Below are 25,553 nucleotides of genomic sequence, written 5' to 3' on the forward strand. Positions count from 1 at the left end.
ATCGGCATTTTTGCCGACGATAATCCACGTGACTTATGGGTATTGCGCCCTTGAACAGCTACAATGGCTACCACGGAGACGAAGGTGACCCGGTTGTTCGGTGGTCCGGGCAGCGGCAAGACGACTGCCCTGCTCGACCACGTCGAAGAGATCCTCGAACAGGATGACGTGACGTTCCGGGATATCCTCGTCGTCTCGTACACGCGAGCGGCTGCACAGGAGGTTCGCGAACGATTGGCCGAGCGACTCGACGAGAGTCCGCGCGCGCTGCAGGGCAACGTCTGTACGATGCACGCGAAGGCCTACGAGCTGCTCGATCTCTCTCGAAGCGACGTCATCGGCGAGTCCGACAAGGAGGAGTTCTGCGACGAGTTCGGTATCGAGTACGAAGACGAGTACAGCGGCGCCGGCCGGCGGACGGCCCGGTCGACCACGATCGGGAACAAGGTTATCGCGACGAGTCAGTGGCTCCAGCGGACCAGTCGCGACGTCGCCGACTGGTACGACGTCCCCTTCCAGTGGGACGAAGAGGAGGTTCGACTCCCACCCGAAATCGATCCGAACGCCCAGGAGGGCAACAAGTACACCCCGACGTGGCCCTCCGACGACGACCGTATCGACGTCCCCGAAGCGATTCGCGCCTGGCGCGCCTACAAGGGCGAGAACGGGAAGATCGGCTTCGCGGACATGCTCGAGCGCGTGAAACAGCGTTCACTGCTCCCGAGCGTCGACTACCTCGTGATCGACGAGTTTCAGGACATCACGACGCTGCAGTACGACGTATACGAGGAGTGGAAACCGCACATGAGGCAGGTCCTGATCGCCGGCGACGACGATCAGGTCGTCTACTCCTGGCAGGGCGCCGACCCCGCGCTCTTGCTCGACGAGGAGGTCGACGACGACGTGATTCTGCCGAACTCCTACCGGCTCCCCTCGAACGTGCTCAACGCGGTCAACAAGGAGATCCGTCACATCGACAAGCGCCAGGACAAGGACCTCAAACCGCGCACGGAAGGCGGGGCCGTCGAGGCTCGACGTAACGCCTCCATGCTCGACGTCGTGCGCCTGGTTCGGCGATCCATCGTCGAAGAGGGAACCGTCATGGTGCTCTTCCGAGCGCGCTACCAGATGTTCCAGTTCATCGACGAGTTCATCACCGAAGGGATGCCGTTTACGTCCCTGACCGACCAGCGAATGTGGACCGACCGACTCACCCAGTACGTCCGAGCCATCGAGGCGATCGACGCGGGCGAGGACGTCACCGGCCTGCAGGCCCGACGCCTCGCCGATATGCTCCAGGAGTCGGCCTTCGGCACCAACGACCGCGACGCGCTCTTCGACGAGATCGACGAGCGCCAGGAGGAGTCCGGAATCGAGGATCTCGAGGACCTCATGATCCCCGCCGAGGTCATCCAGGATCACGTCCCGTTCATGCCCGGTCCAGCATCCGCTTCGGACATGCTCCGAAAGGTCACCAACTTCCAAAAGAAGAGCGTCAAATCCTACTTCGCCATCGGCGAGTACTCGAAGATGGAGACCGACCGCGTCCGCGTCGGCACCATCCACTCCGCGAAGGGACGTGAGGCCGACCACGTCATCGTCGGCACGGACCTCACCGAGAAGGTCGTCGAGCAGATGGTCGCGACCGTCGACGACCCGACGGCCATCCCCGGCTGCGAGGAGTTTACCAAGACGACCTCGCCGGTTCCCGTCCTCACGGACAACGAACGCCGCGTCTTCTACGTCGGCATGTCCCGGGCTCGTGAACGACTCGTCCTGCTCGAGAACCTCGTCGACGGCGCACCGACGCTTCCGATCGACGTCCTGCTCCACAACGAACGCCTCGAGACGCCGCTCGAGGACCTGATCGAGGAGGCCCAGCAGCCGGTCGACACCGACGCCGACGGCGAGGAGATCGAAGCCGAAGCGCCGTGACTGACGCGGAACTATCTGCAGACGGTTTCGAGAGCGAGACTGTCGGTTCGCACCTCGAGTCGACGGTTCGCGACACGCTCGAGCGCCGAGACGCGGGTGCGTTCGTTCACGTCGGGACCCGCGACGATGCGTCCATTCGGTACTGCCGGTCGGCCCTCGAAGGCGGTTCGACGGTCGACCGCGCCGCGGCCGGTCCCACGTTCGCTATCGCGTTCGACGGGGACGAGTGGCTCGTCGACTCGAGTCGGGACGCGGCGACCCACCCCGCGAAAGCGCTCGCGACTCGACTGGCCGAACGGCTCGAATCGGGCACGATACTCACGCCCGCACGAGTGCCACACGACGCCGCGCTCTACCTCGAACAGGCCGGCTTCGATCTCGCCTCGACGGACGTCCTCGAGCGCGCTCGAGCGAGGAAAACGGACGCCGAGCGCGACCGCATAGCGGATGCACAGGCCGCCGCGAGCGCTGGAATCCGACGGGCCGCGTCGCTGCTCGCGAGCGCGGTGATCGACGACGGTCGACTCTTGGCCGATGGCAAGCCGGTAACGCCGAGTCGGCTCCGAACGACCGTCGACGAGGCCATCGTCTCAGCGGGTTCGTTTCCCGCGGGCAACACGGTCGTCAACCCCGATCCGGGGCACACCCCCTCGACTCCGGATACGGAACACGAACCCCTTCGAGCGGGCGAACCGATCGTCCTCGAGACGGCCCCTCGCGGCCCCGACGGCTATCACGCCGGGCTCGCCCGCACGCTCGTCGTCGACGGCGACGGCGGCAGCGAGCGCCGCGCCCACGTCGGCGCGACGCAGTCGTTTCGCTCCGCGGCCGCGATGCTGACCGCGGACACGGAGTCGGTCACCGCCGTCGAAGCCGATCTCGAGGCCGAAGTCCGCGCGTTCGGCTTCGGTGAGGGTGACGACGTCCGGACGCGAGCGTTCGGCGTCGGTCTCGAGCCCTGCGAACGCCCGCTCGAGGGCGGCGAGACGGTCGAACCCGGGAGCGTCGTCCGACTCGAGTCGGCCGTTCGCGTCGGCGACGGGGCGTGGCTTCGGATCGCTGACCTGCTGGTCAAAGCCGAGGACGGCGAGCGGGCGACGTATCTCGAGGCGCCGTCGCGGTCGCTCGAGCCGTCGGCGGTGCTCGAGGACTGACGTGGAGCGGGACCGTGTCGGGACCGAAACAGCGGTTTACCTGATCGGCTCGGACTCGTCTGTGTCTTCGTCTCCGTTCTCGTCTTCGGCCCCATCCGAACCCGTAAACCGACCGTAGACGCTGACGAGACCGTCGATTACTACTTCACCCCACTTTGAGAATACCGATGATGACGTCTGCCACGAGTCTCTCCTTCCGTCAGTTCTTTCACGCATACCAACATAAATCAATCCACTAAAATGCTACGAGCGGTCGTCTCGAGTCTCGGACGGAACCTCCTGGGAGTCGTCCTGCTCGGCGTCCGAATCGCTCGTGACCGATCCTGCGACTCGTTTAGCGACGAGACCGGGGATATCGGACGGGAGCGTCACGCGCTGCTGGACGATCACGAGCGTGACGGCGAGGACGAGCAGAATCGCCCCGGTCGCGGTCTCTCCGCGAACGAGCAGGAACTCGAGGCCGGCGAGCGCGGCGGGAATCGCGAGCACGAGCGTTCCCGCGAGTTTGATCGTGTCGATGATACCGGTCATTGCGCGGTGATAGCGCGGGTGCGGACAAAAGGACGGCGACTGGATTCGTCCATCAGTACTCGAGAAGACCTCATCTCAGAATTGGAACGCATGACGGGTTCAGAACGCCTTTATCCATCGGCTGGTACGTCAACGTATGTTCACGGGAATCGTCGAAGAGACCGGCGAGATCGTCGCGCGCGAGCGCACCGAAGACGGCCTTCGGCTTCGAATCGGGGCCGACGAGGTCGCGGCGGGACTCGAGCACGGCCAGAGCATCAGCGTTAGCGGCGTCTGTCTCACCGTCGAGCGCTTCGAGGAGCGAGCGTGGTTCGAGGTCTTCCTCGCCACCGAGACGGTCGAACGAACCTATCTGGGTGATCTCGAGGAGGGCGACGGAGTCAACCTCGAGCGCGCGATGCCGGCCGACGGCCGGTTCGACGGCCACGTCGTGCAGGGCCACGTCGACGCAGTCGCGACGGTCTCGAACGTTGAATCCGTCGAAGAGGATTGGTTCTTCGAGTTCGAACTTCCCGAGGGGTACGGCCGCTACGTCGTCGAGAAGGGATCGATCACGCTCGACGGAATCAGTCTGACCGTCGCCAACCTAGACGAGAAGACCGGTCGGGTCACCGTCGCGATCATCCCAACGACGTACGACCTCACGACGCTCGCCGACAAGGATATCGGCGATCCGGTCCACCTCGAGGTCGACGTGCTCGCGAAGTACGTCGAACGGCTGCTCGAGGCACGGTTCGACTGAGAAACGGGTCTACGTGCCCGGAACGCCGAACGCACCGACGCCGAGGCCGAAGACGCCGTTGAGCACGAAGAGGATCACCAGGGCGGAGATCCAGGCCGCGAGCCCGATGAGGGCGGCGTCGATCCAGCCGCCGGGGTACCGCCAGTTGATGACCCAGATCCAGGCGAGCAGCGCGAACAGCGGCCCGAACAGCGGAATCCAGGCCGTTAACGCCCACGCGATCGCACCGACGAGTGCGGTCACAACGGCGTAGGAGTAGTCGTCGACGTCAGCGATAATCGATGCTCCCGCGTAAATTGCCAATCCACCGACGAGCAGTGCGACGACGAACGCGACGACCGATCCAATAATTGCGACCATCACGAAAGCGTACACTTCGTACCGGGATATATACTGCGCAACGGGCCCCCGCGGCCGATCGTCTCCGTCGCGTTCGGCGTTCGACCGGCCGTCGCCGTCCTACCGGTCCGTCTGCGCGCTGTCCGTCTCGATCGAGTCCCGACAGGCCTCGAGCAGGTTCGCCTGTTGCTCGAGCAGTTCCGCAACCTGCTCGTTCTCCCGTTCGACTTCGTCGCCGAACTGCTCCTGCAGCGATCGGAGCTCCTCGAGGTGGTCCACGAGCTGCTGGGCGAGGTCCTCGTCGGGGAGCCCCCCGTGGGCCGCCTCGAGTTCGTCGATCGCCTCGCTCAGCGACTGCTGTTCGCCGGAGTCACCGGATTCCGCGTCCATCAGCCCGGAAACGGCGTCGAAGTAGCGCTGCGTAGCCGTCTGGGCGTTCTCGACTCCCTGACGCTGGGCGAGCAGCGGCGCCTCAATCGCGGCTCGAGCGGCTCGCTGCTGGGCGGTGAGGCCCTGCTTGACCAGTTCCTGGCCACCCGTCATCGTCGCCCGCTGTGCGGCGAGCATGGCCGCGAGTGGAGCACTCGATCGGGACCGATCTCGATCGCGGCTCTCCGCGTCGGTCGCTGTAGCCGTTTCGTCGTCGTCCACTCGCTCTCGTGCGGCCCGATCTGCGGGCGTATCCGAGTCGACCTCGTCTTCGGAGACTCGCTGTCGAGTGACTTCGTCGGCTGCCGATTCGTCATCGGCGTCTCGACCGACGAGCGCGTCTGGGTCGATGTCGGCCGTCGGCTGGTCGTCCGGTTCCACGGCCGATTCGATATCGACTCTCGGGACGATTTCGCTGGCCGCCTCCTCGCGTTCCTCGATCGCTGCCGTCTCGCCGACAGCGGGGTCCATCGACTCGTCGCTCGCAGCCGATTCCGACGACTCGAGTGCGGTTTCCGGCCGCGGGTCCGCCTCGCTCGAGGCGTGGTCGTCGACGTCGGGATCGAGTTCCGTCTCCGGCCGCCCGTCCGCACTCGATTCCGCTCTCGGGCTCGCTCCACCGGAGTCCGACTCCGATACCGACTCGAGATCGGTGCCGGTGTCGAGTTCGTCGGCCAGATTCATCTCGTCGGTTTCGCTCCCTCCGCCAACGGACTCGAGGTCGTCAGCATCGTCCAACTCGGCGGCCGCCGCCAGATCGACGCCCGGATCCATCTCGTCGGTCTCGTCCTCTCCGCCAACGGACTCGAGATCGTCGGTATCGTCCAGCTCCGCGGCCGCCGCCAGATCGACGCCCGGATCCATCTCGTCGGCCACGTCATCCGTTTCCCTCGGACCGCCCATCTCGCCGTCGTCTGGTCCATCGGACTCGTCGCTGTCCAGTCCGTCCGAATCGTCGGCGTCTGCGACCGACTCGAGGTCGGTGCCGGCGTCCAGTTCGTCGGTTAGATCGGACTCGTCGGTCGAATCCGTCTCGTCGGTCGAATCAGTCCCTGGGGTTTCGGATTCGGTCTCTGCGGTCTCGATTTGACCGTCGGTATTCGCGTCGTCAGCGTCCACGTCGTCGGCGGTCTCGAAATCTGCGGCCCGTTCCGTACTTGGACCCCCGTCAGCGCTGTCGGCACCGTCGGTAGTGTCGGTAGCGTCGGTAGCGTCGGCGTTCGAATCCTCGCTCGGTGCCATATCGTCGAGTAACTCCTCCTCGTCGATCGGTTCCGGGGTTTCGCCCGCCGGTTCGTCCTGGACGCCAGCGCGGTCCATCTCGCCGGGCGGCTCGGTCGATCGAGTGTCGCTCATCGCGTCCGGCGAGAACCGTTCGTCCGGTTCGGCCGATCCGGTCTCCGGTTCAGCGTCGCCCCAGTCGCCTGCTCCGGCCGACGATTCCGCTTCGGTTCCTCCAGCCGTTTCGTCGAGCGCGTCGCTCGTGTCGTCGCTGCCGTCCTCCCCCGTCATTCCGCTCGTCGGAATCTCCTCGGGATCCTTGAACGCGTCAGTTGGATCTTCCTGATACGGATCGTCGGACGTCTCCGTTTCCTCGAGTTCGTCCGGCGTCTCGGCTGCCGCTTCTTCGTCGAGGGCGGGCTGATCCATCTCCTCGACCGGGACCGTCCGGTCGGCTTCCGCAGATCGATCGGTCGCGTCGTGGGTCGGCGGGTCGTCGAGTTCCTCCGTCGTATCCCGCTCGGCAGCCGTGTCCTGTTCGCCAACAGGATCCTGTGCTTCGGACTGGCCCGTCTCGCTGTCGATTTCGATCGATCCGTCCTCGAGATCCGTCATCGACTCCGACTCGAGTCGGATCACCTCGCTCGAGATCTCGTCGACCGAATCCTCGTGGACCTCGAGGGTCTCCTCGTGGCTCTCGCTCCAGCCGAGTGCGGCTCTGATCGAGTTGACGAGGCCGGCACGGGGTTCGACGCGGGCGGTATCCGCTTCGATCTCCCTCACGGTCCCGATCACCTCGCCGTTGGCGTTCTCGACGGACTTCTCGAGATCGTCGTCTGTAAAGGTCGCGCTCATACCAGACAGTGCGCCACTGCGAGACAAGCCGGTGCTGCCTGCACCAGCGGGCAACGAGCGCGGCAGACAATATCGCGGCCGAAATCGGCCGTCAGCGGCGTGGTGGGTCGAACTCGGTCAGTTCCGGATTCGGGGGTGCACCCGTGTCCTCCCTGACCGCGCGGTAGGTCCGGCGATAGCGCGCGATCTTCCGGTAGAGATAGTAGCCGACGACGAGGTCAAACAGGATAACGTAGCCGACGAACGCGAGTTCGAAGGAGACGGCGTAGGTCTCCGCGACGAGGCCGGGAACGATGCCGACCGTGGTGTTGTACGTCGCGTGGACGAACGCGGCGATCAGGAGCCCCTTCGCGACGAGCGGACCGGCGTGTTCCGGGTTGAACTTCGCGAGTCCGAGATAGTAGCCCGCGATAGCGGAGTAGATGACGTGACCGGGACCGACGAGCGCCCGAACAGTCGCGATGCCGGTCGCGGCGGTGATCGTCCCGACCTCCGCCGTCGCGACCGTGCTGGCGATGTAGATGGCGTTCTCGATCGCGGCGAAGCCGAGTCCGGCGATCGCGCCGTACACCGCCCCGTCGATGACCGCGTCGAACGTGTCGCTGCGGTAGGCGAAGACGCGAACCGCGAGGAGCTTCACCGCCTCCTCGACCGGGCCGACGATCAGGTAGAAAAAGAGGACGGTGCCGATCACCGGTATCGCCTGCAGAACCGGTCCCACGGTGGAGTTCACGACCGCCGCGAACGTCGCGAAGAGCACGGCGAGGACGAACGTCGCGACCAGCAGCGACAGCGGTTCGCTCGAGGTGATGTCCGTGTACCAGATGAATCCCGCGAGCAACGCTGCCGGGACCACCGAGAGCCCGAAGAAGAGCGAAAGCGACGGATCCTCGAGGACGAGGACTGCCGGCTGAACGAGCAAGAGGAGGGTGATCCCCAGCGCGACGGCGAGCACGATCGTCTGTAACCCGTAGTTGATCGCGTCGTAGATCACGCACGCGAGTCGATCAACTACCGTTCGCGGTTCCCACGTCGAGACCTCCTGGAGGTCCCGCGACTGCTCGTCAGCCCGTTCGACCAAGTCCCGTCGCTGATCCATGCCCGCCACTACAACGTCGGCTCCGGTAAGCGTTCGGCGGGGAAACGCACCTAGTATGATATTCACTGTCAAGATCCATATAAGGATCGTGCTTATCAGTGTCCGATTGCGATACTCGACCGACAACCATGTACAATTCGAGCCGAGGGATCCTCTACACCGCGCCGCCGGGACCGGACGAGACGGATGAGAATCGATCCGAGGGCGACGCCACAGCCACGAACACCAGCACGGACCCCGAAGACGCCGTGCTGTCCGCCGAGAGCACCGAGAGTCTCGCGGCCGACGACTGAGCCGATTACCGAACTCGAGCAACGTATTTCTGTCACCCGGAGCCGAACTCCCGCCGAGCCGTCGCGCCGGCGCGGACTCGGAATCCACAAAGGCCTCCCCGCCCAACCGACGGCTATGCACTTCGATCAGCGAACGCAGCAGGCGCTCCGGGACGTCGGCCTCGAGACCGACGATCTTCGGGCCGCCTCGGAGGCGGTCGTCGAAGCGGTCGAAACCGATGCAGCGGCGCTCGAGGAGTTCTTCGACGCCCACGACACCGTCTACTCGGATATGGACATGGCCCACTCGGCCTCGGAGTACCCCGAACACGCGGTCGACTACCTCGATCTCACGACGCACGCGGACGAGATGCGCGGCTGGCTCCGATTCGACACGTGGGGCGTCTCCGTCGAGGACGGCCGAGTGCTGCCGGATGAAACGGTCGAACTGACGCTGGGTCCGACGATCAACGCTCGAGTGCGGTTCGCACCCGACCGCGAGACGCTGGAGTGATCGCCGTGTCTGCACGTGAGGAACCTTTCGACACACCGCGCGGAGGGGCCCGATGACGACCGTCCGAGTCCGCGGCATCTACACCACCGCGATCACGCGACTGCTCGGCGAGAACGGGGCCGAGGTCGTACAGGCTTCCGAGCCGATTCGGGAGCGATTCGACGACTCGTTCGACACCGCGCCGGCGGACGTGACGATCGAGACGACGCGAGACAGACAGGGCGTCGAGGTGTCGGGCGAGTCCGACGCCGTCGATGCGGTCGCGAACGAACTCGAGGGGCTCGCAATTGACGCCTTTCGCTGGCCGGACGCCGTCTCGCGCGGCGCGGTCTTCGATTGCGAGGTGCTCGACGCCGGGGGCGGAGGCGGCGCGACGGTCGACCTCGGAAACGGTCGACGCGGCTACCTCCACTACGACGACGTCGACGGCTACGTGGATGCGGGGAACTGCTACCGCGTGCAGGTCCGCGAGCCCACGCCCCCGTGGAGCGACGACGATCCGCGAGTCGTCCCGACGCTCGAGGTGCAGGGCGGACTCTGTACGCTCTCGCGCGATCGGACCGGCGTTTCTGCGGCACTCCGGGGTGAGCGAGCCGACGAACTCGTCGGCATGACCGACCTGCTCTCGGTCGATATCCCCGACGGCTGGGGCCTGCGCTGGCAGCACGCGGCCGCCGACGCCGACCTCGAGGCGATGACAACCGCGCTCGAGCAGGCGGTCGAACGGGTGCAGGCGCTCGAGGACACGCTCGCAGAGACGCCCGAAGAGCCGGACGAGCCCGGAGAGCTCGCTACACCGCGGACGACGATGTGGTGCTGGTTCGGCCGGGAAACGCGCTTTGCACTGGACGCCGTTCGCCGCGAGGTGGAGACGACGATGCCGGGCCACCACCGAACCAAAGCTGCCGATCGAGCCGCGAGCGCGGCGGTCGACTTCGCGGAGGCCGTCTGTGGCTCCACCGGTTCGGAGACGGATCTCGCCGACGGCGAGTTCCCGTTCGCTGCCGTCGCCGAACAGTTCGGCCCGGTAGCGGGCGATCGGATCGGGATCGGCCACGGGAAGCCCGACGGCCGACTGATCTCGCTGGGTCGCGGCGAGGTGACCAATTGGGACGGCGACGGCTCAGTGACCCTCGAGCGCTCGATGCGCGGCGGCGGCACGTACGACGCGCTCGGCGTCCCTAAAGAGGACGGCGACGTCGCCGTCACGAAGTTCAGAGAGGGCCGGTGGTGGTATCCGACGACGTACAAAGACGAGCAAGGTACCGCGAAGGGGACCTACGTCAACGTCTGTACGCCGGTCGAACTCTTCCCCGATACGGCGCGGTACGTCGACCTCTACATCGACGTCGTCCGGACCCCCGACGGGACGGTCGAGATCGTCGACGCGGACGAACTCGAGGCCGCGGTAGTGGACGGGCAGGTCTCGGAGCAACTGGCCGAGAAGGCAAAGGGCGTCGCCGAAGCCGTCGAGCGCGCGCTCTCGAAGTGACGGAGAACGGGCAAACGAAAGACAGAACGACCTCAGTCGGAGACCGTCGCAACGTCGTTGGCCGGCGTCACGTTCGGCAGCAGGTGGACGTAGTCGTCGAGGTCGAGCGCGAACTCCCGGGCGGTCGTCGGTTGGACCCAGTGGAGATCGAACTCGGCCCCGTGTTCCTCACCGCCGTCGGTCACCGTGTGGGTCCACTGATCTCGAGGTTCGTGAACCGTCGAGTGAAAGAAATGGCGGACGTAGCGCTTCGGCGGCGACTCGCGGCGCGTCCAGACGTCAGTCGTCAGATGGCTCGTCGAACTCAGCGTTCCGAGACCGCTCTCCTCGATTACCTCCCGAAACAGCGCCTCACGCGGCGATTCGCCGGGCTCGAGCGTTCCCTTCGGAATCTGTAACCCGTCGTGGCCCGGTCCGTCGAAGACCAGTAGTTCGCCCGTCTGGCGCGTGATGTACGCACACGCTTTCTGGACGTACGTAACGTTATTCATGACGTAGAGATACACATCGAGGCCATATAAAAAGCCACTCCCAAAAGGTGTTAAATGGGACTAAGGGTCTTTCCGCTCCGGTTCGATCGGCCCGTGATTCCCCCAATACGCTGTGAGGAGTCGAACGCGTCGGGGGTCACGTTCCGAAGTGAACGTCGGCCACCGACCGACCACAGATCGGGCACCCGCTCGACAGCGTCGCCTCGCGCATCGGGCCGGTCACGGGAATCGCTCGCTGGCAGTCCGGACAGGTAAACTCGTAGGTTTGGGTGGACATGGGTCTCGCTCCTGTTACAACGTACGCACTTGGTCAGGATAGGGGAGGTACCCAGATATAGAGGGACGTATATACGGTGTGATCGGATCACCGCCGGAAACGGCTCGAGACAGCCCTCAATACCGTGGAGTGTTACCGCCGGAAAATCCGGTATTTGGGACTCACTTAACTGAGGTCCCCGCCCGCCAACGAGAACGTTGTGCCTGGGCGGGTACCGGTCTCTCCCCGTCACCGTTTCGGGCCGCGTGTTTCGCGCGTGTCACCCTTCGCCCGACATAACTTCACGAACGAATCCGTCAACACAGATTTGAACGGGAGGGTCGAAATGTCACACAGAATGACTCATAGGACTCTCCTCACCGGCGCGACCGGAACGCTCGGCAGCGCCCTTCGGTCCCGACTGCTCGATGCGGGACGCAAGGTTCGCGCGGCGAGTCGATCCCCACCGGAGGACACCGACGACGAAGCGGCGTGGGTCGCGACGAACCTCGCAGACGGAACGGGGGTTCGGACAGCCCTCGCGGACGTCGACGTGGTCGTCCACGCGGCAACCGCTCCCCGCGGCGACAGTGAGAGCGTCGATCTCCGCGGCACCGAGCGCCTCCTCGAGGCGGCTGCCCACGCCGGCGTCACAAACTTCGTCTACGTCTCGATCGTCGGGGTCGACGAGATTCCGTACACGTACTACGAGCACAAGCTGGCAGCCGAACGGGCCGTCGAAGCGAGCGCCGTTCCGTCGACGGTCGTCCGCGCGACGCAGTTTCACTCGTTCGTCTTCGAGTTGCTCGAGACGATCTCCTGGCTCCCGATCTGGCCGGTTCCGGCCGAGGTCCCACTCCAACCGATCGACGTCGGTGAGGTCGCAGACGCGATCGTGGACTACGCGACGCTCGAGGCGTCCGGTCGCGTCCCTGACATCGGCGGTCCCGAGAGCCGAACCGTCGGGAACTTAGCTCGAGCGTACCGCGACGCTCGAGGGAGTCGCCGTCCCGTCGTCCGGGTTCCGATTCTGGGTGCGGTCGCCTCCGGGTTTCGGGCGGGCGAAGCGACCTGTCCCGACCGAGCTGTCGGAACGATAACGTGGGAGGAGTGGCTGGCGACGCAGCGGGGCTAACCGACGGCCGCCGCCCTCGAACGGCCTCAAGCGTATGAATGCGGTACGTGGGCAAGGGACACGGTTAAGCGCGACTAGCAGCTACCTCCGCCGATGACGACGTTAAACGAGGAGATGGCGACCGTCCGCTCGGAGGTCGAAGACGTCCGCGAACAGCTCAGAGCAGAGGTGCCGACACTCTTCGAGTTCGACGTGACGGTGGGCAACATCTCCTACAACACGAACAGCGACAGCGTCTCCGTTACTATCGAGCCGAGCTCTCGAGCGCGCGAACAGATCTCGGAGCAACTCGGCGGCGTGAACGTGAAGACGAGCGGTCAGCTCGAGTTCGAGTTCAGAGTGACGACGACCGACGCGGAGTGAGTCGTCGATAAAAGAGTCGCGTCCGTCGAGCGGCCGCCGGACGCGAAGAACGGGGACGACGATCCGTCAGTCGGCCGCGAGCTTGTCGAGCCCCGCCGACTCGATGTCCTCGCCGCCGATCGACGAGCGCAGCGAGTCCATGCCGTCGTCGCGGTCGATGTCGAAGTCGTTCTCGTACAGCTCCTCGACGCGAGCCAGCTCCTCGCCGGAGAGTTTCGGCACGTCGCTCGCGGCCGCCCACTCGTCGATGTCGCCTTTCGTGCGGAACGTCGGCGTGACGGACGCGACCGGCTCGTGGGAGAGGAGCCACGCGATGGACGCCTGGCCCATGGTTCGCTCGCCATCGCGCTCTCGCGGGCTCTGCCCGCTCGAGTCGTTCGCGGACCGTGGCTCCGCGCGTTCCAGAAACCGCAACGCCTCGAGTTTCTCCCAGCCGGTCTCGTACCACGCGTCGGGTCGGAAGCCGCGGTGGTCGCCCTCGCCGAGTTCGGTCTCGGGCGTCACCTGCTCGTTGAGGATGCCCGAGGAGTGGGGGACGCGGGGGATCAGGCTGGTCGACGAGCCCGTCCGCTCGATCGTCTCGAGGAAGTGGTTGCCGACCTCCTGTTCGAGGACGTTCCAGACGAGTTGGAGGGAGTCAAACTCCTCTTCGATCGCGAGATCGCCCTCCGCGAGCCAGCCGATCGAAGGACCGAGTGCGAGCCCACGGGCACGAATCTTCCCTTCTTCCTCGAGTTCGTCGAGCAACTCGAGCACGTCGGGGGTGATCTCCTCGACGTTGGCGTTGTGAAGCTGAAGCACGTCGATCTGCTCGACGCCGAGGCGCTCGAGGCTCTGTTCGACGGCGTCCCGGAGGTAGTCGGGGTCCATCTCTTTGGGCAACTCGCCGTGGCCGGCCTGGGGGTTGTTGTAGAAGTCGTAGCCGACCTTGGTGGCGAGCGTCACGTCGTCGCGAACGTCCGCGATTGCCTCACCGATGAGCTCTTCGCTGCGGCCGTGGCCGTAGACGTCGCCCGTGTCGATGTACGTCACTCCCTGATCGATAGCGTACCGGACCATCTCGAGGGCGTCGTCTTCCGAGCGGTCGCCCCACCAGTCGGTGCCGACGACCCACGCGCCGAAGCCGACTTCGCTGACCTCGACGCCGGAGTCGCCGAGTTCCTGATAGTGCATGTCCGGCCCTTGGAAGCGAGGGGACTTATTGCGTGCGGAACGCGTCGCAGGCCGGACGGGAACGTGTTCGGTATCGGGTCCAAGAACCGGGATCGCGGCGCGGATTCGGTCCGCGAGGCGAATGACTCATGGCCGGTCGCTGACGAGCCATCGTATGGACGACCAGTCTCGTCGGCTCGAGTCTCCACTCCCGTTGCTCGTGATCGCCGTCGTCGCCCTCGCGAGCGTCGCCGCTCTCGGTGCCCTCACGTACCTCGAGTTCGATCCCCCGACGTCGCTGACCCTGAGTCCGCGCCACGTTACCGTCGGGACGATCGTCGCCGGCACGCTGCTCGTGGTCGGTGCCATCGCGCTGCCCGCATACGTGCTCTCGGGCTGGCAGTCGGCCCAAGAGGAGGCGGGCCGAGAGCGGCGCCCGTAGCTCGGACTAACGAACCGCTCGAGAGGCTCGAGCCTCGCGAACGATCGCGTGTCGCTCTCGAAAAGCCGGTGTGTCGTCGGAGCGGTACCGGGGTTACCGGTCGTCGTCTTCGTCGTCCTCGTCGCCCGTCGAATCGGCGTCCTCGTCCGGTTCGACTTTCATGTCCGAGGCGTCCTCCTCGGGTGTCTCTTCGGGTTCGGTCGCGTCGGTCTGGGACGGCTCTGCCTGCTCGGGGTCGGGGCCGGTCGCTTCGGCCACTTCTTCGGCCATCGCCGTATCGGAGACGTCGACCTCGACTGGCTCGTCATCGTCGTCGGTATTACGACGAGGGTCCGCTTCATCTCCCGCGCGCTCCGGTTTCGTTCGCGGCTCGTCCTGCTCCCCGTCGTCGGTGAACTCGATCCGCGAGCCCGTCTCCCCCTCCTCGCCGAGTTGTGCCGAGTCGTCGATGTTACCCTCCGCATCGATCTGTGACGCTCGCCCGGAGTCGGTGCGCTCGGCGGCGGCGCTGGCCTCGTCCGAGGTCTCCTTCCCGTCGGTTCCCTCCTCGATCTCGACCGTGCTCGTCTCGAACGTGGGGGACTCGCTCGAGCGCTGGTTTCGGAGGCCGTAGCTCAGCAGTCCGGCACCGACGGCTCCCTTGGGGATCGCGCGGAACTGCCCTCGTTTGAGCGACCGCAGAGCAGAGAGAAGCAACGCACCGCCGCCGAGCAACGGCAGCAACACGCGCTGTGGGTTGTCGACGATCGACGTGGCCGTCTCGACCGGTTTTTCGACGTCGTACTCCTCGAGTTTCTCCGTCGGAATGTTCGCCGCCAGGTCGGAGTCGTGTTCCTCAGACATGAGTTGGTCCGTCGCGCACGCTGCGCTCGGTGGAGCTACACGGGCCGGACGGTTGAAGGTTGGACCGGCACCTGAACGCTCGTTCAAAACGGGGCGGAACGCGCACAGAACGGTTGTGTCCGTTACCACTCGAATCGGTCCGGTTCGCGCGCCGCGAGCGCCGTCCGGATTGCAGCGACGTTCTCCGGCACGTCGTGAACGCGAACGATGTCCGCGCCGCGGTCGGCCGCGAGCGCGCTCGCCGCGACCGTCGCCGGACCACGGTCGCCGGCCGCCGAGCCGACGTGATCGAACATCGACTTGTGGGAGTGGCCGAACAGGACCGGACAGCCGAGCGCGCGAAACTCGTCGAGCCGACCGAGGATCTCGAAGCTCTCGCGGGCGGATTTGGCGAACCCGATACCGGGGTCGACGACGATATCGTCGCGATCGATCCCGGCCTTCTCGGCGAGCAGCACGCGCTCCGAGAGTTGGTCGATCACGTCCTCGACAACGTCGTCGTACTCGATGTCCCGACCCGGAACGACCGGCGCATCGATGCTGTGCATCACCACGAGCCCCGCGTCGTGGTCGGCTACGACGAAGCGCATCTCGGGATCCTCGAGCCCCGAGACGTCGTTGACGATGTCGGCACCGGCCTCGAGTGCCGGCTCCGCGACGGCGGCCTTGCGCGTGTCGACGGAGATCCGGACGTCGAGATCCGCGATCCGTTCGATCACGGGGACGACGCGGTCGATCTCCGCTTCGACCGAGACGGGGTCGGCACCCGGACGGGTCGACTCGCCGCCGACGTCGATCACGTCGACGCCGGCTTCGATCATCGCCTCGGCTCGGGCGAGGGCCTCCTCGAGCGCGTCGTACTCCCCGCCATCGTGGAAGCTGTCCGGCGTGACGTTCAGGATGCCCATCACGGCGGTGCGGTCGTGCCAGGGGTAGCGGTCGTCGCTGCGTTCCGTAGTCGAGTCGGAGACCTGTGCGTTTGGCCCCTTCGAGTCCGAATCGTCCGATGCCGCCTCGTTCGCCGCTGCAGTAGCCGCGTCGAGTTCGAGGATCTCTCGAATCTCTCGAGCGACGTCGCCCAGCCCGCTCGACTGCCCGTCCGCGTCCGACTCGAGGGTCGCGACGAGCGCCTCGAACTGCCTGACGGTGCCCATCAGGACGGTCTCGACCGCCTCGGTGTGTTGCTGGAGACCGGAGAGTGCACACTCGCCGCCGAGGCGGACCAGTTCGGTTTTCAACGCGGTCGCCTGACCGGAGTCGACCGTCAGCTTAACAACGCGATGAACGGCGTCGGCCCGTGATCGATCGCTCTCGGCTTCGGGGACGTTTGCCGTCGCAAGCGCGTCGCGGGCGTCCGCGAGGTTCCGAATCCGCTTCGGCACGCCGGCAGCAGTCCAGCGCGAGCGGGCCTCCGCGACGGCGAACAGCGAGCCGGTGACGACCACGCAGTCATCGGGCTCAGCGTCGGCGAGTGCGGTCTCGAGTGCACCCTGTACCGTCGTGCTCGTCCGGACGTCGTCGACACCGGCATCGGAAAACACCGTCGCGAGGACGTCTCGATCCTCGGCCCGGTCGAGCGATGGCTCGGCGACGAGTACCGAATCCGGCGTCGGGAGCGTCGCGGCCATCTCGCGGTGGTCCTTGTCGTGCATCGCGCCGAAGACGAGGTGGAGGTCGTCGTAGGCGTACGTCGAAAGCGTCTCCCCGAGTTGCTCGCAGGCGCCGGGGTTGTGCGCGCCGTCCAGAATCACCAGCGGCGCCGTGTCGATCACCTCGAAGCGGCCCGGCCAGTGGGCGCTTCGCAGCCCCCGTGCGAGGTCGTCGTCCGCGATGTCGGTTACCTGCCTCGCGAGGGCAGCGGCGATACCGGCGTTTTCGGCTTGGTGCGTGCCGAGAAGGGGAATATTGGTCTCGAGAGTCCACCCGTCGCGCTCGACGGCGACGGCGGCTTCGGTGTGGTTCGCTCGTCCCCCGTACGCGACGGTGACGTCGGGGTCGGCCTCGCCGTCCCGCGCGGCAGACGCGCTCCCGACGGTCACCACCTCGCCCGCGACGTCGCGAATCGCCTCGAGTGCATCCCCTGAAACGCCTGTCACCAGCGGCGCGTCGGCCGGGGCGACGTGTGCCTTGTCGCGGGCGATCGCTTCCTCGGTGTCGCCCAGGATGCCCGTGTGCTCGAGCGTGACGCTCGTCACGGCGCTCGCGATCGGATCGACGACGCTCGTGGCGTCGTACTTGCCGCCGATGCCGACCTCGAGGACGGCCACGTCGACGTCCTCGCGGCCGAAGTGCCAGATGGCCATCGCGGTCATCGTCTCGAAGAACGTCGGCGATTCGCCGTCGGCCCCGCGCTCGGTGATGTACTCGCGGACGACCTCGACGTAGTCACGGACCGCCGACCGCGGGATCTTACGGCCGTCGACGCGGACGCGTTCGCGCAGATCCTCGAGGTGTGGCGAGGTGTAGAGGCCGACCGAAAGCCCGGCCTCGCGAAGGCTCCGTTCGACCATCCGCGCCGTACTCCCCTTCCCGTTGGAGCCGGCGATCTGGACGAACTCGACGCCTTCGTGGGGGTTCTCGAGGTGGGCGAGCAGCCGCGCCGTCGATTCCGTCCCCGGTTTCGGGCGGAACCGCCGCAGATCGAATAAAAAGTCCGCCGCCTCGTAATACTCCATACCCGAATCACAGAGTCCGCGCGCTTAGGAATGTCGGACTCGACGCTACGCGTCGGAACGCTCCGTCCGCTTTCCGGTCACTTGTCAACGGCCGGTTTCGGTTTCGGTTCCACTCGGTCACAGAATGCGAATATAAACGTATGTACTGCAGAGGGATACGCATGTCAGAGAAGCTAGCGGCGAACTCGGATTCCGCGAGGCCGTCGGGGTTACCTGCCACGCCAGACGGGTACGCCGAACCGTACGAGTTCACGTATCCGATGGGAGTGCTCCTGATCGGATCGGGACTGCTTGGTCTCCTTTCGGCCGTCGTCGTCGTGGGGCTGCTATCGCAAATTCACGGGCTGGAACTGTTCACGTTCTACGAAGTAACGGTCGAGGGCGAGACGACGACGTGGACGATGGATTTGACTGCAATCGCCGTCCCGTTCCTCGTGGCGCTGATCGTAACGACCGTCGTTCACGAATTGATTCACGGCCTCGTGTTCCGATGGTACGGCCACACCCCAGAGTATGGCGCCGTTCCAGCGCTGGGTGCGTTCTACGCCGCAGTCTTCGGCGAGTTTCAAAACCGGGACGACCTCCTTCGCGTCGCCCTCGCACCGCTTCTCGTCATTACGGCCGTCTGTGTCCCCTTGCTCGCCGTTCCGGTACCGATTATCGCGATCACGGCGGGCTTCGTGCTGATTCTCAACACGGCGGGCGCTGTCGGAGATCTCTATGCACTCTGGCGAGTCGGGCGGATGCCCCGCGGAACGCTCATGTACGACGTAGATATCCGCCACTCGTACGTCTACGAACCGCGCTCTCGATGAGCGCTATCGGGGGTTGTGCAAGCGACGAGTGACGGCCGGACACCGGTCGATTCGCTCGGCTTGGATACGGTCGTCACTCTATCGACGCTTCGGCCGACCGGCCCGTCGCCTCCTCGCCGTGTTCCTGCGTGACCTCGAGGAAGGCATCCTCGAGACTGCGGGCTTCGCCGGTCTCGGCGCGCGACTTCAGGGTCTCGGGATCCCCCTGTGCGACCAGTTTGCCGTCGTGAAGCACCCCGATCTCGTCGGCCAGTTCGTCGACGACGGGGAGGATGTGCGTCGAGAGGAAGATGGTCATCTCTCGGTCCGCGAGGTCGGCGATGGTCTCGCGCATGGTCCGGGCCGCGCGAGGGTCCAAGCCGCTCGTCGGCTCGTCGAGGAAGGCGACCGTAGGTTCGTGGAGGACGGCCTGAATGACGCCGACCTTCTGGCGCATCCCTTTCGAGTAGCCCTCGATCCGTCTGTCGGCGTCGTCGAGCAGGTCGAACCGCTCGAGCAGCGACTCGATGCGCTCGGTGGCGTCGGCGTCGGGAAGGTCCCGGAGGCCGGCGGCGTACTCGAGCTGTTCGCGCCCCGTCAGCTCGTCGTAGATCGGCGGCTCCTCGGGGAGGTAGCCGATGTGAGGCGTGACGGCCTCGCGGTCGGTGATCGAGTGGCCGGCGACTCGGGCCGTCCCCGAGGTCGGTTTCGTCAGCGTCGTCAGCATCCGCATCGTCGTCGTCTTCCCCGCGCCGTTGGGCCCGAGGAAGCCGTAGACCGTCCCCGGCTCGACGGTCATCGTCAGCCCGGCGACGGCGGTCGTCTCGCCGTACCGTTTCGTGAGGGCCTCGGTTTCGATCGCGGGGGCGTCGGCGGGGCTCATACGTCTCGTTTCGTCGCCCTCGATGTAAATGTGTGACATATTCGACGGTGCTCGAGGTGCCGACGAGTTACCACACGCTCGTCGAACGATGTCGACCTCACGAATGACAGGATCCAAATGATTTACTGGATGGATGACGCGCTATCGAGTATGGCTCCCGAACTGCCGCGTCCCTCCCCGCTGATGTGCAGTCGTCACCGCTGCGGTGGTGCCCGTTGATGTCGCGCGTTCCCCTCCTCGTCGCCACGATGGAGTTCCGGCGCACGGTTCGAGCGGTGTCGAACGAACGCTCGAAGCTGTTCATGATGGGGCTGCTCGCGGCGGTCATGTTCGGCTCGATCATCGTCGCCGGCGGCTACCTCTTGCCGATGCTCGGCGAGCAGTTCGCGGAGGGAATCACCCAGTCCCAGGCGACGACGGCGACCGAACTCGTCACGGGCGGCGTCGCCGTCGCCTGGCTATTTCTGGTGTTTATGGCGGGAATTCGGGCGTTTACGGCGGCCGCGACCGTCGACAAACCGGCCTTTCTGCTCACCTCGACGCCGCTGCGGAACGTCGTCATCGGCGTCGTCGGTGCCGAGATACTCCTGTTCGGAAGTTGGCTCCTTCCGCCGGCTGTCGTCCTTTCGATCGCGTTCGCCTCCGGAGCGGGGACACTACTTCCCGTGGTGCTCGTGCCGCTCGTCGTCGTCCTCGCCCTCTGTACCGCCGTTCCCGTCGGCTTCGTGGTCGGCGTCTGGGTCCGCCACCTGGTCACCGTCTACGAACCGATCGCCCGGTACCGAATGGTGATCTTCATCGCGTTCTGGGTGCTCTACTTCGGCGCCATCGCCACGGGGCGGTTCAATCTGGTCATCGATCAACTGTTTTACGCGCTCCAGGACAGCCCTCTCGGCTGGCCCGGCCACCTCCTGTTGCTCGGCGTCCCGAACGTCGCCGCCTCGAGTCCCACCGCTTTCGGGGCACTGCTCGGCGCAGCGGGGCTCGGCGCGGTCGCCGTCGCTGTCGGCATCGCCTCCGCGCGACGACACTGGTTCGCCGATCCGGCGCGGTTCGAGGAGCCCGAGGAGTCGGTGACGGACTCGTCGGACCGACTCGCGAGACTGCTGTCGTACGGTCTCTCGCGTCCAGTTCGGACGGTTGCGACGACCGCGATTCGCCGAACGAAACGGGCACCGATCCGACTCGTGTACGTCGGCTATCCGTTGCTGGGATCGATCGCGTTCGTCCAGGAGATCGCCCGAACCGGAGCCGTGCCGACCCACGTCGCCGTGATCCTCTCGCTGTACGTCGTCTGGGCTGCCGGCGCGCTGTTCACCCTCAACCCGCTCGGCGACCTCGGGCGCGCGCTGCCCGCCGTGGTCGCCTCGCCCCTCGCCGGCCGGCAGGCGATCACGGGACTGGTCGTCGCCGGCGCCCTCGTCGCCGGGCCAGTCGCCCTCCTCGGCTCGCTCACCCTCGGCCTGCTCAGTCCGCTCTCGCTCGAGCACACCGCTGTCCTGGTCGTCGCCACCACCGTCGGCGCGGTCGCGACGCCGGCGCTCGCGACCGGCGTCGGCGCCGCCTTCCCCCGATACGGGAGCGTCAAGGTGACGAACAACCGCGAGGCGGTGATGCCGAGCAAGACCGCGTTCATCGTCTACTCGGCCGCGATCATCCTGACCGCGATCGCCGCTACCGTCCTCTACGTCGACGCGCCCGGCCTGATCGCCGACCTGTTTACGGCAGTTACGGCGTGGACGCCCGGACCCGAACTGGCGGTCTCCGCTCGCGGCATCACCATCTCCGCGTGGACCCTCCTCGTCGTCGGGCTCCTCGCACCCCCCGTCTCGTATCTGTTCGCGATCGAGGAGTTCGACTGGTACACGCTCGAGTGAGCGTCGAGCAGGAGACCCCTGTCCGATGGAGGTTCCAGCCGTTCGTGACAGTATTTTAAGCCGGTCGACGACCTATTCTCCTCGTTCCTCGTGGAATAGTGAAAGAGAATGACAACCACAGAAGTCGGTAGTGAACTCTCGCGTCGAACCGTGCTCAAAGCGGCGGGTGTACTCGGTCTCGGCGGCGTCGGTATCGCGGGTCGAACACGCGCACAGGAATCGGCCATCCCGACGGAGCCGACGCTGTACCAGATCCGTATGGTCGGAGAGACGTCGTTCGAGGCGTTCGACCGGGACGGGCAGTTTTTCGTCACCCCGCCCGTCGGAGAGACCTCAGCCGGGCCGAGAGACGTCGCCCTTATCTCCGGAAATCCGCAGGGAGCACCGGAGAGCGGGGCGATCGCGTTTTACACCAACACGGCGCTTCGAACCGCATTGAACACCGGGGGCGACCCGACGCTCAACGATGCGGCGGTACCGATCGGCTCCGTGCAGACGGACGACGCGTCGGGGCTGCTCCGAGCCGAACACATCGCCGATCTAGGCGTCGACCTCCCGCCGGGCGTCTCCGCTGGGTTGCAGGTCAACATCTTCACGCCTCGAGGCGGAATCGTCGCGCCGCTCTACGAAATTGGAAGCGGCGTCGTCGACGTACAGTTCCACGGCGGCACTCAGATCGAGGGGGCGATGGAGTTCGTCGGCACGTCGCTAGGCGGTGCCGCCGATCAGGGATCGATGGTCGCCCAGTTCGCCGGGACCGCGTGATCGATCCGACCGAAAGCTCGGCGTCCACCGATGGCCAACTCAGTCCGAACGGCCCCACTCGCCGGAGCGTTTGGGACGGTCGGTGATCGACTGGACGTCGATCGGTTCGGCCTTGGCCTCGAGCGCCTCGAGCGCGGCCGACGCGCTGGCGGGCGTCGAGAAGTAGGTAATCTCCTCCTCGACGGCGACCTCGAGCAGATTGCGGTCGCGGGAGACGATGAGATCGACCTTGCCCTCGCGAACGGCCTGTGGGAGGTCGACCTCCTCGCAGAGGTCGAAGTGGTCGGTGAAGCCGTCGACGAGCGCGTCGCCCGCCTCGGTGTCCGGATCGGGGAACTTGTCCGCCGAGAGGTCGACGATGGCGATCCCCGACTCGGGGATCGGCTTGTTAGTCGCGTCCTGTGCTTTGTCGTAGGCCTTGCCGAAGCTGTCGGCGCTACCCATGACCTCGCCGGTGGACTTCATCTCCGGGCCGAGACGCGGGTCCGAGCCCGGCAGGCGGTCGAACGGTAGGACGACCTCCTTGATGGAGGTCTGCTCGGGGATCTGCTCGTCGATCTCGAGGTCGGCGAGCGAGGTTCCGGCCATGACCTTCGCGGCGATCTTGGCGATCGGCACGCCCGTCGCCTTCGAGATGAACGGAACGGTACGGGAAGAGCGCGGGTTCGCCTCGAGGACGTACACCTCGCCGTCACGCACCGCCAACTGGACGTTCAGCAGGCCAACCGTGTCGAGCGCGTCGGCGATCTCTTCGGTGACTTCGCGGACGCGAGCCAGCGTGTCGTCGTCGAGCGAGCGCGGCGGGATCATACACGCGGAGTCGCCGGAGTGGACCCCGGCGGCCTCGACGTGTTCCATGATGCCGCCGATCAGGACGTCCTCGCCGTCGGAAACGGCGTCGACGTCGAGTTCGACCGCATCCTCGAGGAAGTCGTCGACGAGGATCGGTTTCTCCGGGCTCACGCGGACGGCTTCCTCGATGTACTTCTCGAGTTCCTCGTCGTCGTAGACGACCTCCATCGCGCGGCCGCCCAGCACGTAGGAGGGACGGACGAGGACGGGGTAGCCGATGTCGTGGGCGAGTTCGAGCGCCTCCGTCTTGGAGAATGCGGTGCCGCCCTCCGGCTGGGCGATCCCCAGCTCGTCCATCAGGGCGTTGAAGCGGTCGCGGTCCTCCGCCAAGTCCATCGCTTCGACGCTGGTTCCCATGACCGAGCACTTGAGGCCACGGCGGTCGATCTCGTCCTGTAGCGGTTCGCCGATATTCACGGAGGTCTGGCCGCCGAACTGGACCATCACGCCGTCGGCGCCGGTCGCCTCGGCCACGTCGGCGACCTCCTCGGCGGTAATCGGCTCGAAGAACAGCCCGTCGGAGGTGTCGTAGTCCGTCGAGACCGTCTCGGGGTTGTTGTTGACGACGTGGGCGTCGATCCCCATCTCGCGCAGGGCTTGCACGGCGTGGACCGAACAGTAATCGAACTCGACGCCCTGCCCGATGCGGATCGGGCCGCCGCCGACGACGATCACGCTCTCTAAGTCCAAATCGACCTCGAGTTCGCCCGATGCGGCGTCGCCCACCAGCGGACCGGACTCGAACTCGTTCTTGCGCGAGGAGTAGTAGTACGGCGTCTCGGCTTCGAACTCGCCGGCGCAGGTGTCGACCTGCTTGTACGTGCGGCCGGGAACCGCCTGCTCGACGGTATCGACGTCGACATCGCCGCCCGCCGCCGCAGCGATCGTGGCGTTCGTGTGGCCGGCGATGGCGGCTTCGGTGAAGTCGCCCTCCTGTGCGGCCAGCGTCGAGTCCGCGATGCGCTTGAAGCGCTCGGTGTACCACTCGAAGATGCCCGTCAGTTCGACGACCTCGTCGACCGTGTAGCCGCGTTCGAAGGCTTCGAACAGCGCGTAGGGACGATCGGGCGAGGGGCGCTCGAGGTAGCGTTCCTCGAGTTCCTCGTCCGAGACCTCGGCCCAATCGACGTCGGGTTCGTACTCGGAAGAGCGGAGGGCCTTCAGCAGGCTCTCCTCGAACGTGCGGCCGATGGCCATCGCCTCGCCGGTCGACTTCATGGCAGTCGTCAGTTCGAAGTCGACGTCGTCGAACTTGTCCTTGGGCCAACGCGGGACCTTCGTCACGACGTAGTCGATCGCGGGCTCGAAGGCAGCGGTCGTCTCGCCGGTGATCTCGTTCGTGATCTCGTGGAGGCGCTTGCCAAGGGCGACCTTCGCGGTGACGCGGGCGATCGGGTAGCCGGTCGCCTTGGAGGCGAGCGCCGAGGAGCGGGAGACGCGCGGGTTGACCTCGACGACGCGGTACTCGCCGCCGGGCGTGCCGTCGTCGCGCCAGGCGAACTGGATGTTACAACCGCCCTGAATCCCGAGTTCGCGGATGACGTCGAGCGCCGCGGTTCGCATCTCCTGGTGGCCCTCGTCGGGGACGATCTGTGAGGGGGTGACGACCGTCGACTCCCCGGTGTGGATCCCCATCGGGTCGATGTTCTCCATGTTACAGATGATGATACAGGAGTCGTCGGCGTCGCGCATGACCTCGTACTCGTACTCGACCCAGCCCGCGATGGACTCGGTGATGAGGACCTCGCTGTTACGCGAGAGGCGCAGTCCCTTGCGGACGCGGGCCAGCAGTTCGTCCATCTCGTGGACGACGCCCGATCCCGACCCGCCGAGCGTGTAGGTCGTGCGGGCGATGACCGGCAGTCCGCCGACCTCGTCGACGGCGGCCTCGACGCGCTCTTTCAGGTCCTCCTCGGTCAGTTCCGAGACCTCTTCGCCCTCCTCGAGCGAGATGGTCGTCGACCGGGGCACGGGCTGGCCGATCTTCTCCATGCGCTGGCGGAAGAGGTCGCGGTCCTCCGTCGCGTAGATGGTGTCCAGCGGCGTCCCCATGATCTCGACGTCGTACTCCTCTAAGACGCCCTCCTCGGCCAGTTCGGCCGTGACGTTGAGCCCGGTCTGGCCGCCGAGTCCGGCGATGACGCCGTCGGGGCGTTCCTTGCGGATGATCTCGGCGATGGCCTCGGTGGTGATCGGCTCGATGTAAACCTCGTCCGCCATCTCCGGGTCGGTCATGATCGTCGCGGGGTTCGAGTTGACGAGCACGACGCGGGCACCCTCCTCCCGGAGCGCTCGGCAGGCCTGCGCACCGGAGTAGTCGAACTCGGCTGCCTGTCCGATCTGGATCGGTCCGCTCCCGATCAACAGGATCGTGCGTCCGTCCCCTGTGTCGCCCTCGCCCTGATGGTCCGTGCTCATTTTGCTTGTCGAATCGGAGTTCGT

23 protein-coding genes are annotated in these 25,553 nt (G+C 66.0%); 12 read left to right on the forward strand and 11 right to left on the reverse strand.

Annotated elements, in window-relative coordinates:
- The first annotated feature begins 63 nt into the window (after positions 1 to 63).
- Both ACSFDB_RS09490 and ACSFDB_RS09495 read left to right on the forward strand, forming a co-directional pair.
- Positions 64 to 1,935 (forward strand): UvrD-helicase domain-containing protein, encoded by a 1,872-nt coding sequence (locus ACSFDB_RS09490; RefSeq protein ID WP_440770753.1) that lies wholly within the window; start codon positions 64 to 66, stop codon positions 1,933 to 1,935.
- Positions 1,932 to 3,089 carry a M24 family metallopeptidase gene (locus ACSFDB_RS09495; RefSeq protein WP_440770754.1) on the forward strand — a complete coding sequence of 386 codons (1,158 nt, stop codon included), beginning with the start codon at positions 1,932 to 1,934 and terminating at the stop codon, positions 3,087 to 3,089. The genes ACSFDB_RS09490 and ACSFDB_RS09495 overlap by 4 nt, the downstream gene beginning before the upstream one ends.
- Before the next feature lie 243 nt (positions 3,090 to 3,332).
- Here ACSFDB_RS09495 and ACSFDB_RS09500 read toward each other — a convergent pair whose 3' ends face one another.
- Positions 3,333 to 3,620 (reverse strand): DUF7533 family protein, encoded by a 288-nt coding sequence (locus ACSFDB_RS09500; protein WP_440770755.1) that lies wholly within the window; start codon positions 3,618 to 3,620, stop codon positions 3,333 to 3,335.
- Positions 3,621 to 3,756: 136 nt separating this feature from the next.
- Here ACSFDB_RS09500 and ACSFDB_RS09505 point away from each other — a divergent pair, with 136 nt between their 5' ends.
- Entirely contained in the window at positions 3,757 to 4,362 is a 606-nt protein-coding gene (locus ACSFDB_RS09505) for a riboflavin synthase (RefSeq protein WP_440770756.1), read from the forward strand.
- A 9-nt stretch (positions 4,363 to 4,371) separates the two neighbouring features.
- Here ACSFDB_RS09505 and ACSFDB_RS09510 read toward each other — a convergent pair whose 3' ends face one another.
- The 3 genes from ACSFDB_RS09510 to ACSFDB_RS09520 all read right to left on the reverse strand — a co-directional run bounded on the left by ACSFDB_RS09510 (position 4,372) and on the right by ACSFDB_RS09520 (position 8,305).
- The gene (locus tag ACSFDB_RS09510; RefSeq protein WP_440770757.1) at positions 4,372 to 4,722 is read right to left on the reverse strand and encodes a hypothetical protein; all 351 of its coding nucleotides are present in this window, start codon (positions 4,720 to 4,722) and stop codon (positions 4,372 to 4,374) included.
- Positions 4,723 to 4,821: 99 nt separating this feature from the next.
- On the reverse strand, positions 4,822 to 7,206 hold the full coding sequence (locus ACSFDB_RS09515; protein ID WP_440770758.1) for a DUF8593 domain-containing protein: 2,385 nt from the start codon (positions 7,204 to 7,206) through the stop codon (positions 4,822 to 4,824).
- A gap of 91 nt (positions 7,207 to 7,297) precedes the next feature.
- On the reverse strand, positions 7,298 to 8,305 hold the full coding sequence (locus ACSFDB_RS09520; RefSeq protein WP_440770759.1) for a PrsW family intramembrane metalloprotease: 1,008 nt from the start codon (positions 8,303 to 8,305) through the stop codon (positions 7,298 to 7,300).
- Positions 8,306 to 8,433: 128 nt separating this feature from the next.
- Here ACSFDB_RS09520 and ACSFDB_RS09525 point away from each other — a divergent pair, with 128 nt between their 5' ends.
- From ACSFDB_RS09525 to ACSFDB_RS09535, 3 genes are all read left to right on the forward strand, one after another.
- A complete protein-coding gene (locus ACSFDB_RS09525) occupies positions 8,434 to 8,598 on the forward strand; it encodes a hypothetical protein (RefSeq protein WP_440770760.1) in 165 nt (54 codons plus the stop codon).
- Between the two features lie 115 nt (positions 8,599 to 8,713).
- Positions 8,714 to 9,091 carry a DUF7532 family protein gene (locus ACSFDB_RS09530; RefSeq protein WP_440770761.1) on the forward strand — a complete coding sequence of 126 codons (378 nt, stop codon included), beginning with the start codon at positions 8,714 to 8,716 and terminating at the stop codon, positions 9,089 to 9,091.
- A gap of 52 nt (positions 9,092 to 9,143) precedes the next feature.
- A complete protein-coding gene (locus ACSFDB_RS09535; protein WP_440770762.1) occupies positions 9,144 to 10,583 on the forward strand; it encodes a ribonuclease FAU-1 family protein in 1,440 nt (479 codons plus the stop codon).
- Positions 10,584 to 10,615: 32 nt separating this feature from the next.
- Here ACSFDB_RS09535 and ACSFDB_RS09540 read toward each other — a convergent pair whose 3' ends face one another.
- Both ACSFDB_RS09540 and ACSFDB_RS09545 read right to left on the reverse strand, forming a co-directional pair.
- Complete coding sequence (locus ACSFDB_RS09540; RefSeq protein ID WP_006089815.1) at positions 10,616 to 11,074, reverse strand: NUDIX hydrolase; 459 nt, start codon at positions 11,072 to 11,074, stop codon at positions 10,616 to 10,618.
- A gap of 136 nt (positions 11,075 to 11,210) precedes the next feature.
- Complete coding sequence (locus ACSFDB_RS09545) at positions 11,211 to 11,351, reverse strand: DUF7560 family zinc ribbon protein (RefSeq protein WP_440770763.1); 141 nt, start codon at positions 11,349 to 11,351, stop codon at positions 11,211 to 11,213.
- Between the two features lie 337 nt (positions 11,352 to 11,688).
- Here ACSFDB_RS09545 and ACSFDB_RS09550 point away from each other — a divergent pair, with 337 nt between their 5' ends.
- Both ACSFDB_RS09550 and ACSFDB_RS09555 read left to right on the forward strand, forming a co-directional pair.
- Positions 11,689 to 12,465, forward strand: a complete 777-nt coding sequence (locus ACSFDB_RS09550; protein ID WP_440770764.1) for an SDR family oxidoreductase — start codon at positions 11,689 to 11,691, stop codon at positions 12,463 to 12,465.
- 93 nt (positions 12,466 to 12,558) lie between these two features.
- Positions 12,559 to 12,828, forward strand: coding sequence for a hypothetical protein (locus ACSFDB_RS09555; RefSeq protein WP_440770765.1), 270 nt, complete (start codon positions 12,559 to 12,561; stop codon positions 12,826 to 12,828).
- Between the two features lie 66 nt (positions 12,829 to 12,894).
- On the opposite strand, the gene ACSFDB_RS09560 is transcribed toward ACSFDB_RS09555, so the two are convergent.
- Positions 12,895 to 14,001, reverse strand: a complete 1,107-nt coding sequence (locus ACSFDB_RS09560; RefSeq protein WP_440770766.1) for an aldo/keto reductase — start codon at positions 13,999 to 14,001, stop codon at positions 12,895 to 12,897.
- Positions 14,002 to 14,155: 154 nt separating this feature from the next.
- On the opposite strand from ACSFDB_RS09560, the gene ACSFDB_RS09565 reads away from it, so the two are divergent.
- A complete protein-coding gene (locus ACSFDB_RS09565) occupies positions 14,156 to 14,422 on the forward strand; it encodes a hypothetical protein (RefSeq protein ID WP_440770767.1) in 267 nt (88 codons plus the stop codon).
- Positions 14,423 to 14,515: 93 nt separating this feature from the next.
- Here ACSFDB_RS09565 and ACSFDB_RS09570 read toward each other — a convergent pair whose 3' ends face one another.
- Both ACSFDB_RS09570 and folP read right to left on the reverse strand, forming a co-directional pair.
- Positions 14,516 to 15,265, reverse strand: a complete 750-nt coding sequence (locus tag ACSFDB_RS09570; protein WP_440770768.1) for a hypothetical protein — start codon at positions 15,263 to 15,265, stop codon at positions 14,516 to 14,518.
- A 122-nt stretch (positions 15,266 to 15,387) separates the two neighbouring features.
- Entirely contained in the window at positions 15,388 to 17,940 is a 2,553-nt protein-coding gene (gene folP / locus ACSFDB_RS09575) for a dihydropteroate synthase (protein ID WP_440770769.1), read from the reverse strand.
- Positions 17,941 to 18,101: 161 nt separating this feature from the next.
- Here folP and ACSFDB_RS09580 point away from each other — a divergent pair, with 161 nt between their 5' ends.
- On the forward strand, positions 18,102 to 18,755 hold the full coding sequence (locus tag ACSFDB_RS09580; RefSeq protein WP_440770770.1) for a DUF3267 domain-containing protein: 654 nt from the start codon (positions 18,102 to 18,104) through the stop codon (positions 18,753 to 18,755).
- 73 nt (positions 18,756 to 18,828) lie between these two features.
- On the opposite strand, the gene ACSFDB_RS09585 is transcribed toward ACSFDB_RS09580, so the two are convergent.
- On the reverse strand, positions 18,829 to 19,617 hold the full coding sequence (locus ACSFDB_RS09585; protein ID WP_440770771.1) for an ABC transporter ATP-binding protein: 789 nt from the start codon (positions 19,615 to 19,617) through the stop codon (positions 18,829 to 18,831).
- A gap of 218 nt (positions 19,618 to 19,835) precedes the next feature.
- On the opposite strand from ACSFDB_RS09585, the gene ACSFDB_RS09590 reads away from it, so the two are divergent.
- Together ACSFDB_RS09590 and ACSFDB_RS09595 are read left to right on the forward strand one after the other, a co-directional pair.
- A complete protein-coding gene (locus tag ACSFDB_RS09590) occupies positions 19,836 to 21,494 on the forward strand; it encodes a hypothetical protein (protein WP_440770772.1) in 1,659 nt (552 codons plus the stop codon).
- Positions 21,495 to 21,602: 108 nt separating this feature from the next.
- Positions 21,603 to 22,259 carry a hypothetical protein gene (locus ACSFDB_RS09595; protein ID WP_440770773.1) on the forward strand — a complete coding sequence of 219 codons (657 nt, stop codon included), beginning with the start codon at positions 21,603 to 21,605 and terminating at the stop codon, positions 22,257 to 22,259.
- Between the two features lie 39 nt (positions 22,260 to 22,298).
- Here the strand turns inward: ACSFDB_RS09595 and carB are convergent, their stop codons facing one another.
- Entirely contained in the window at positions 22,299 to 25,529 is a 3,231-nt protein-coding gene (carB, locus tag ACSFDB_RS09600; RefSeq protein ID WP_440770774.1) for a carbamoyl-phosphate synthase large subunit, read from the reverse strand.
- Between the last annotated feature and the right edge of the window lie 24 nt (positions 25,530 to 25,553).

The sequence above is a fragment of the Natronorubrum amylolyticum genome, from assembly GCF_052040145.1.
In the GTDB taxonomy this organism is placed as follows: domain Archaea; phylum Halobacteriota; class Halobacteria; order Halobacteriales; family Natrialbaceae; genus Natronorubrum.

Excerpts from the sequence above, each read along its gene's own strand:
- ACSFDB_RS09490 (WP_440770753.1), top strand. The coding sequence starts at position 64 with ATGGCTACCACGGAGACGAAGGTGACCCGGTTGTTCGGTGGTCCGGGC.
- ACSFDB_RS09500 (WP_440770755.1), bottom strand. The coding sequence starts at position 3,620 with ATGACCGGTATCATCGACACGATCAAACTCGCGGGAACGCTCGTGCTC.
- ACSFDB_RS09505 (WP_440770756.1), top strand. The coding sequence starts at position 3,757 with ATGTTCACGGGAATCGTCGAAGAGACCGGCGAGATCGTCGCGCGCGAG.
- ACSFDB_RS09510 (WP_440770757.1), bottom strand. The coding sequence starts at position 4,722 with ATGGTCGCAATTATTGGATCGGTCGTCGCGTTCGTCGTCGCACTGCTC.
- ACSFDB_RS09515 (WP_440770758.1), bottom strand. The coding sequence starts at position 7,206 with ATGAGCGCGACCTTTACAGACGACGATCTCGAGAAGTCCGTCGAGAAC.
- ACSFDB_RS09520 (WP_440770759.1), bottom strand. The coding sequence starts at position 8,305 with ATGGATCAGCGACGGGACTTGGTCGAACGGGCTGACGAGCAGTCGCGG.
- ACSFDB_RS09525 (WP_440770760.1), top strand. The coding sequence starts at position 8,434 with ATGTACAATTCGAGCCGAGGGATCCTCTACACCGCGCCGCCGGGACCG.
- ACSFDB_RS09530 (WP_440770761.1), top strand. The coding sequence starts at position 8,714 with ATGCACTTCGATCAGCGAACGCAGCAGGCGCTCCGGGACGTCGGCCTC.
- ACSFDB_RS09535 (WP_440770762.1), top strand. The coding sequence starts at position 9,144 with ATGACGACCGTCCGAGTCCGCGGCATCTACACCACCGCGATCACGCGA.
- ACSFDB_RS09540 (WP_006089815.1), bottom strand. The coding sequence starts at position 11,074 with ATGAATAACGTTACGTACGTCCAGAAAGCGTGTGCGTACATCACGCGC.
- ACSFDB_RS09545 (WP_440770763.1), bottom strand. The coding sequence starts at position 11,351 with ATGTCCACCCAAACCTACGAGTTTACCTGTCCGGACTGCCAGCGAGCG.
- ACSFDB_RS09550 (WP_440770764.1), top strand. The coding sequence starts at position 11,689 with ATGACTCATAGGACTCTCCTCACCGGCGCGACCGGAACGCTCGGCAGC.
- ACSFDB_RS09555 (WP_440770765.1), top strand. The coding sequence starts at position 12,559 with ATGACGACGTTAAACGAGGAGATGGCGACCGTCCGCTCGGAGGTCGAA.
- ACSFDB_RS09560 (WP_440770766.1), bottom strand. The coding sequence starts at position 14,001 with ATGCACTATCAGGAACTCGGCGACTCCGGCGTCGAGGTCAGCGAAGTC.
- ACSFDB_RS09565 (WP_440770767.1), top strand. The coding sequence starts at position 14,156 with ATGGACGACCAGTCTCGTCGGCTCGAGTCTCCACTCCCGTTGCTCGTG.
- ACSFDB_RS09570 (WP_440770768.1), bottom strand. The coding sequence starts at position 15,265 with ATGTCTGAGGAACACGACTCCGACCTGGCGGCGAACATTCCGACGGAG.
- folP (WP_440770769.1), bottom strand. The coding sequence starts at position 17,940 with ATGGAGTATTACGAGGCGGCGGACTTTTTATTCGATCTGCGGCGGTTC.
- ACSFDB_RS09580 (WP_440770770.1), top strand. The coding sequence starts at position 18,102 with ATGTCAGAGAAGCTAGCGGCGAACTCGGATTCCGCGAGGCCGTCGGGG.
- ACSFDB_RS09585 (WP_440770771.1), bottom strand. The coding sequence starts at position 19,617 with ATGAGCCCCGCCGACGCCCCCGCGATCGAAACCGAGGCCCTCACGAAA.
- ACSFDB_RS09590 (WP_440770772.1), top strand. The coding sequence starts at position 19,836 with ATGTCGCGCGTTCCCCTCCTCGTCGCCACGATGGAGTTCCGGCGCACG.
- ACSFDB_RS09595 (WP_440770773.1), top strand. The coding sequence starts at position 21,603 with ATGACAACCACAGAAGTCGGTAGTGAACTCTCGCGTCGAACCGTGCTC.
- carB (WP_440770774.1), bottom strand. The coding sequence starts at position 25,529 with ATGAGCACGGACCATCAGGGCGAGGGCGACACAGGGGACGGACGCACG.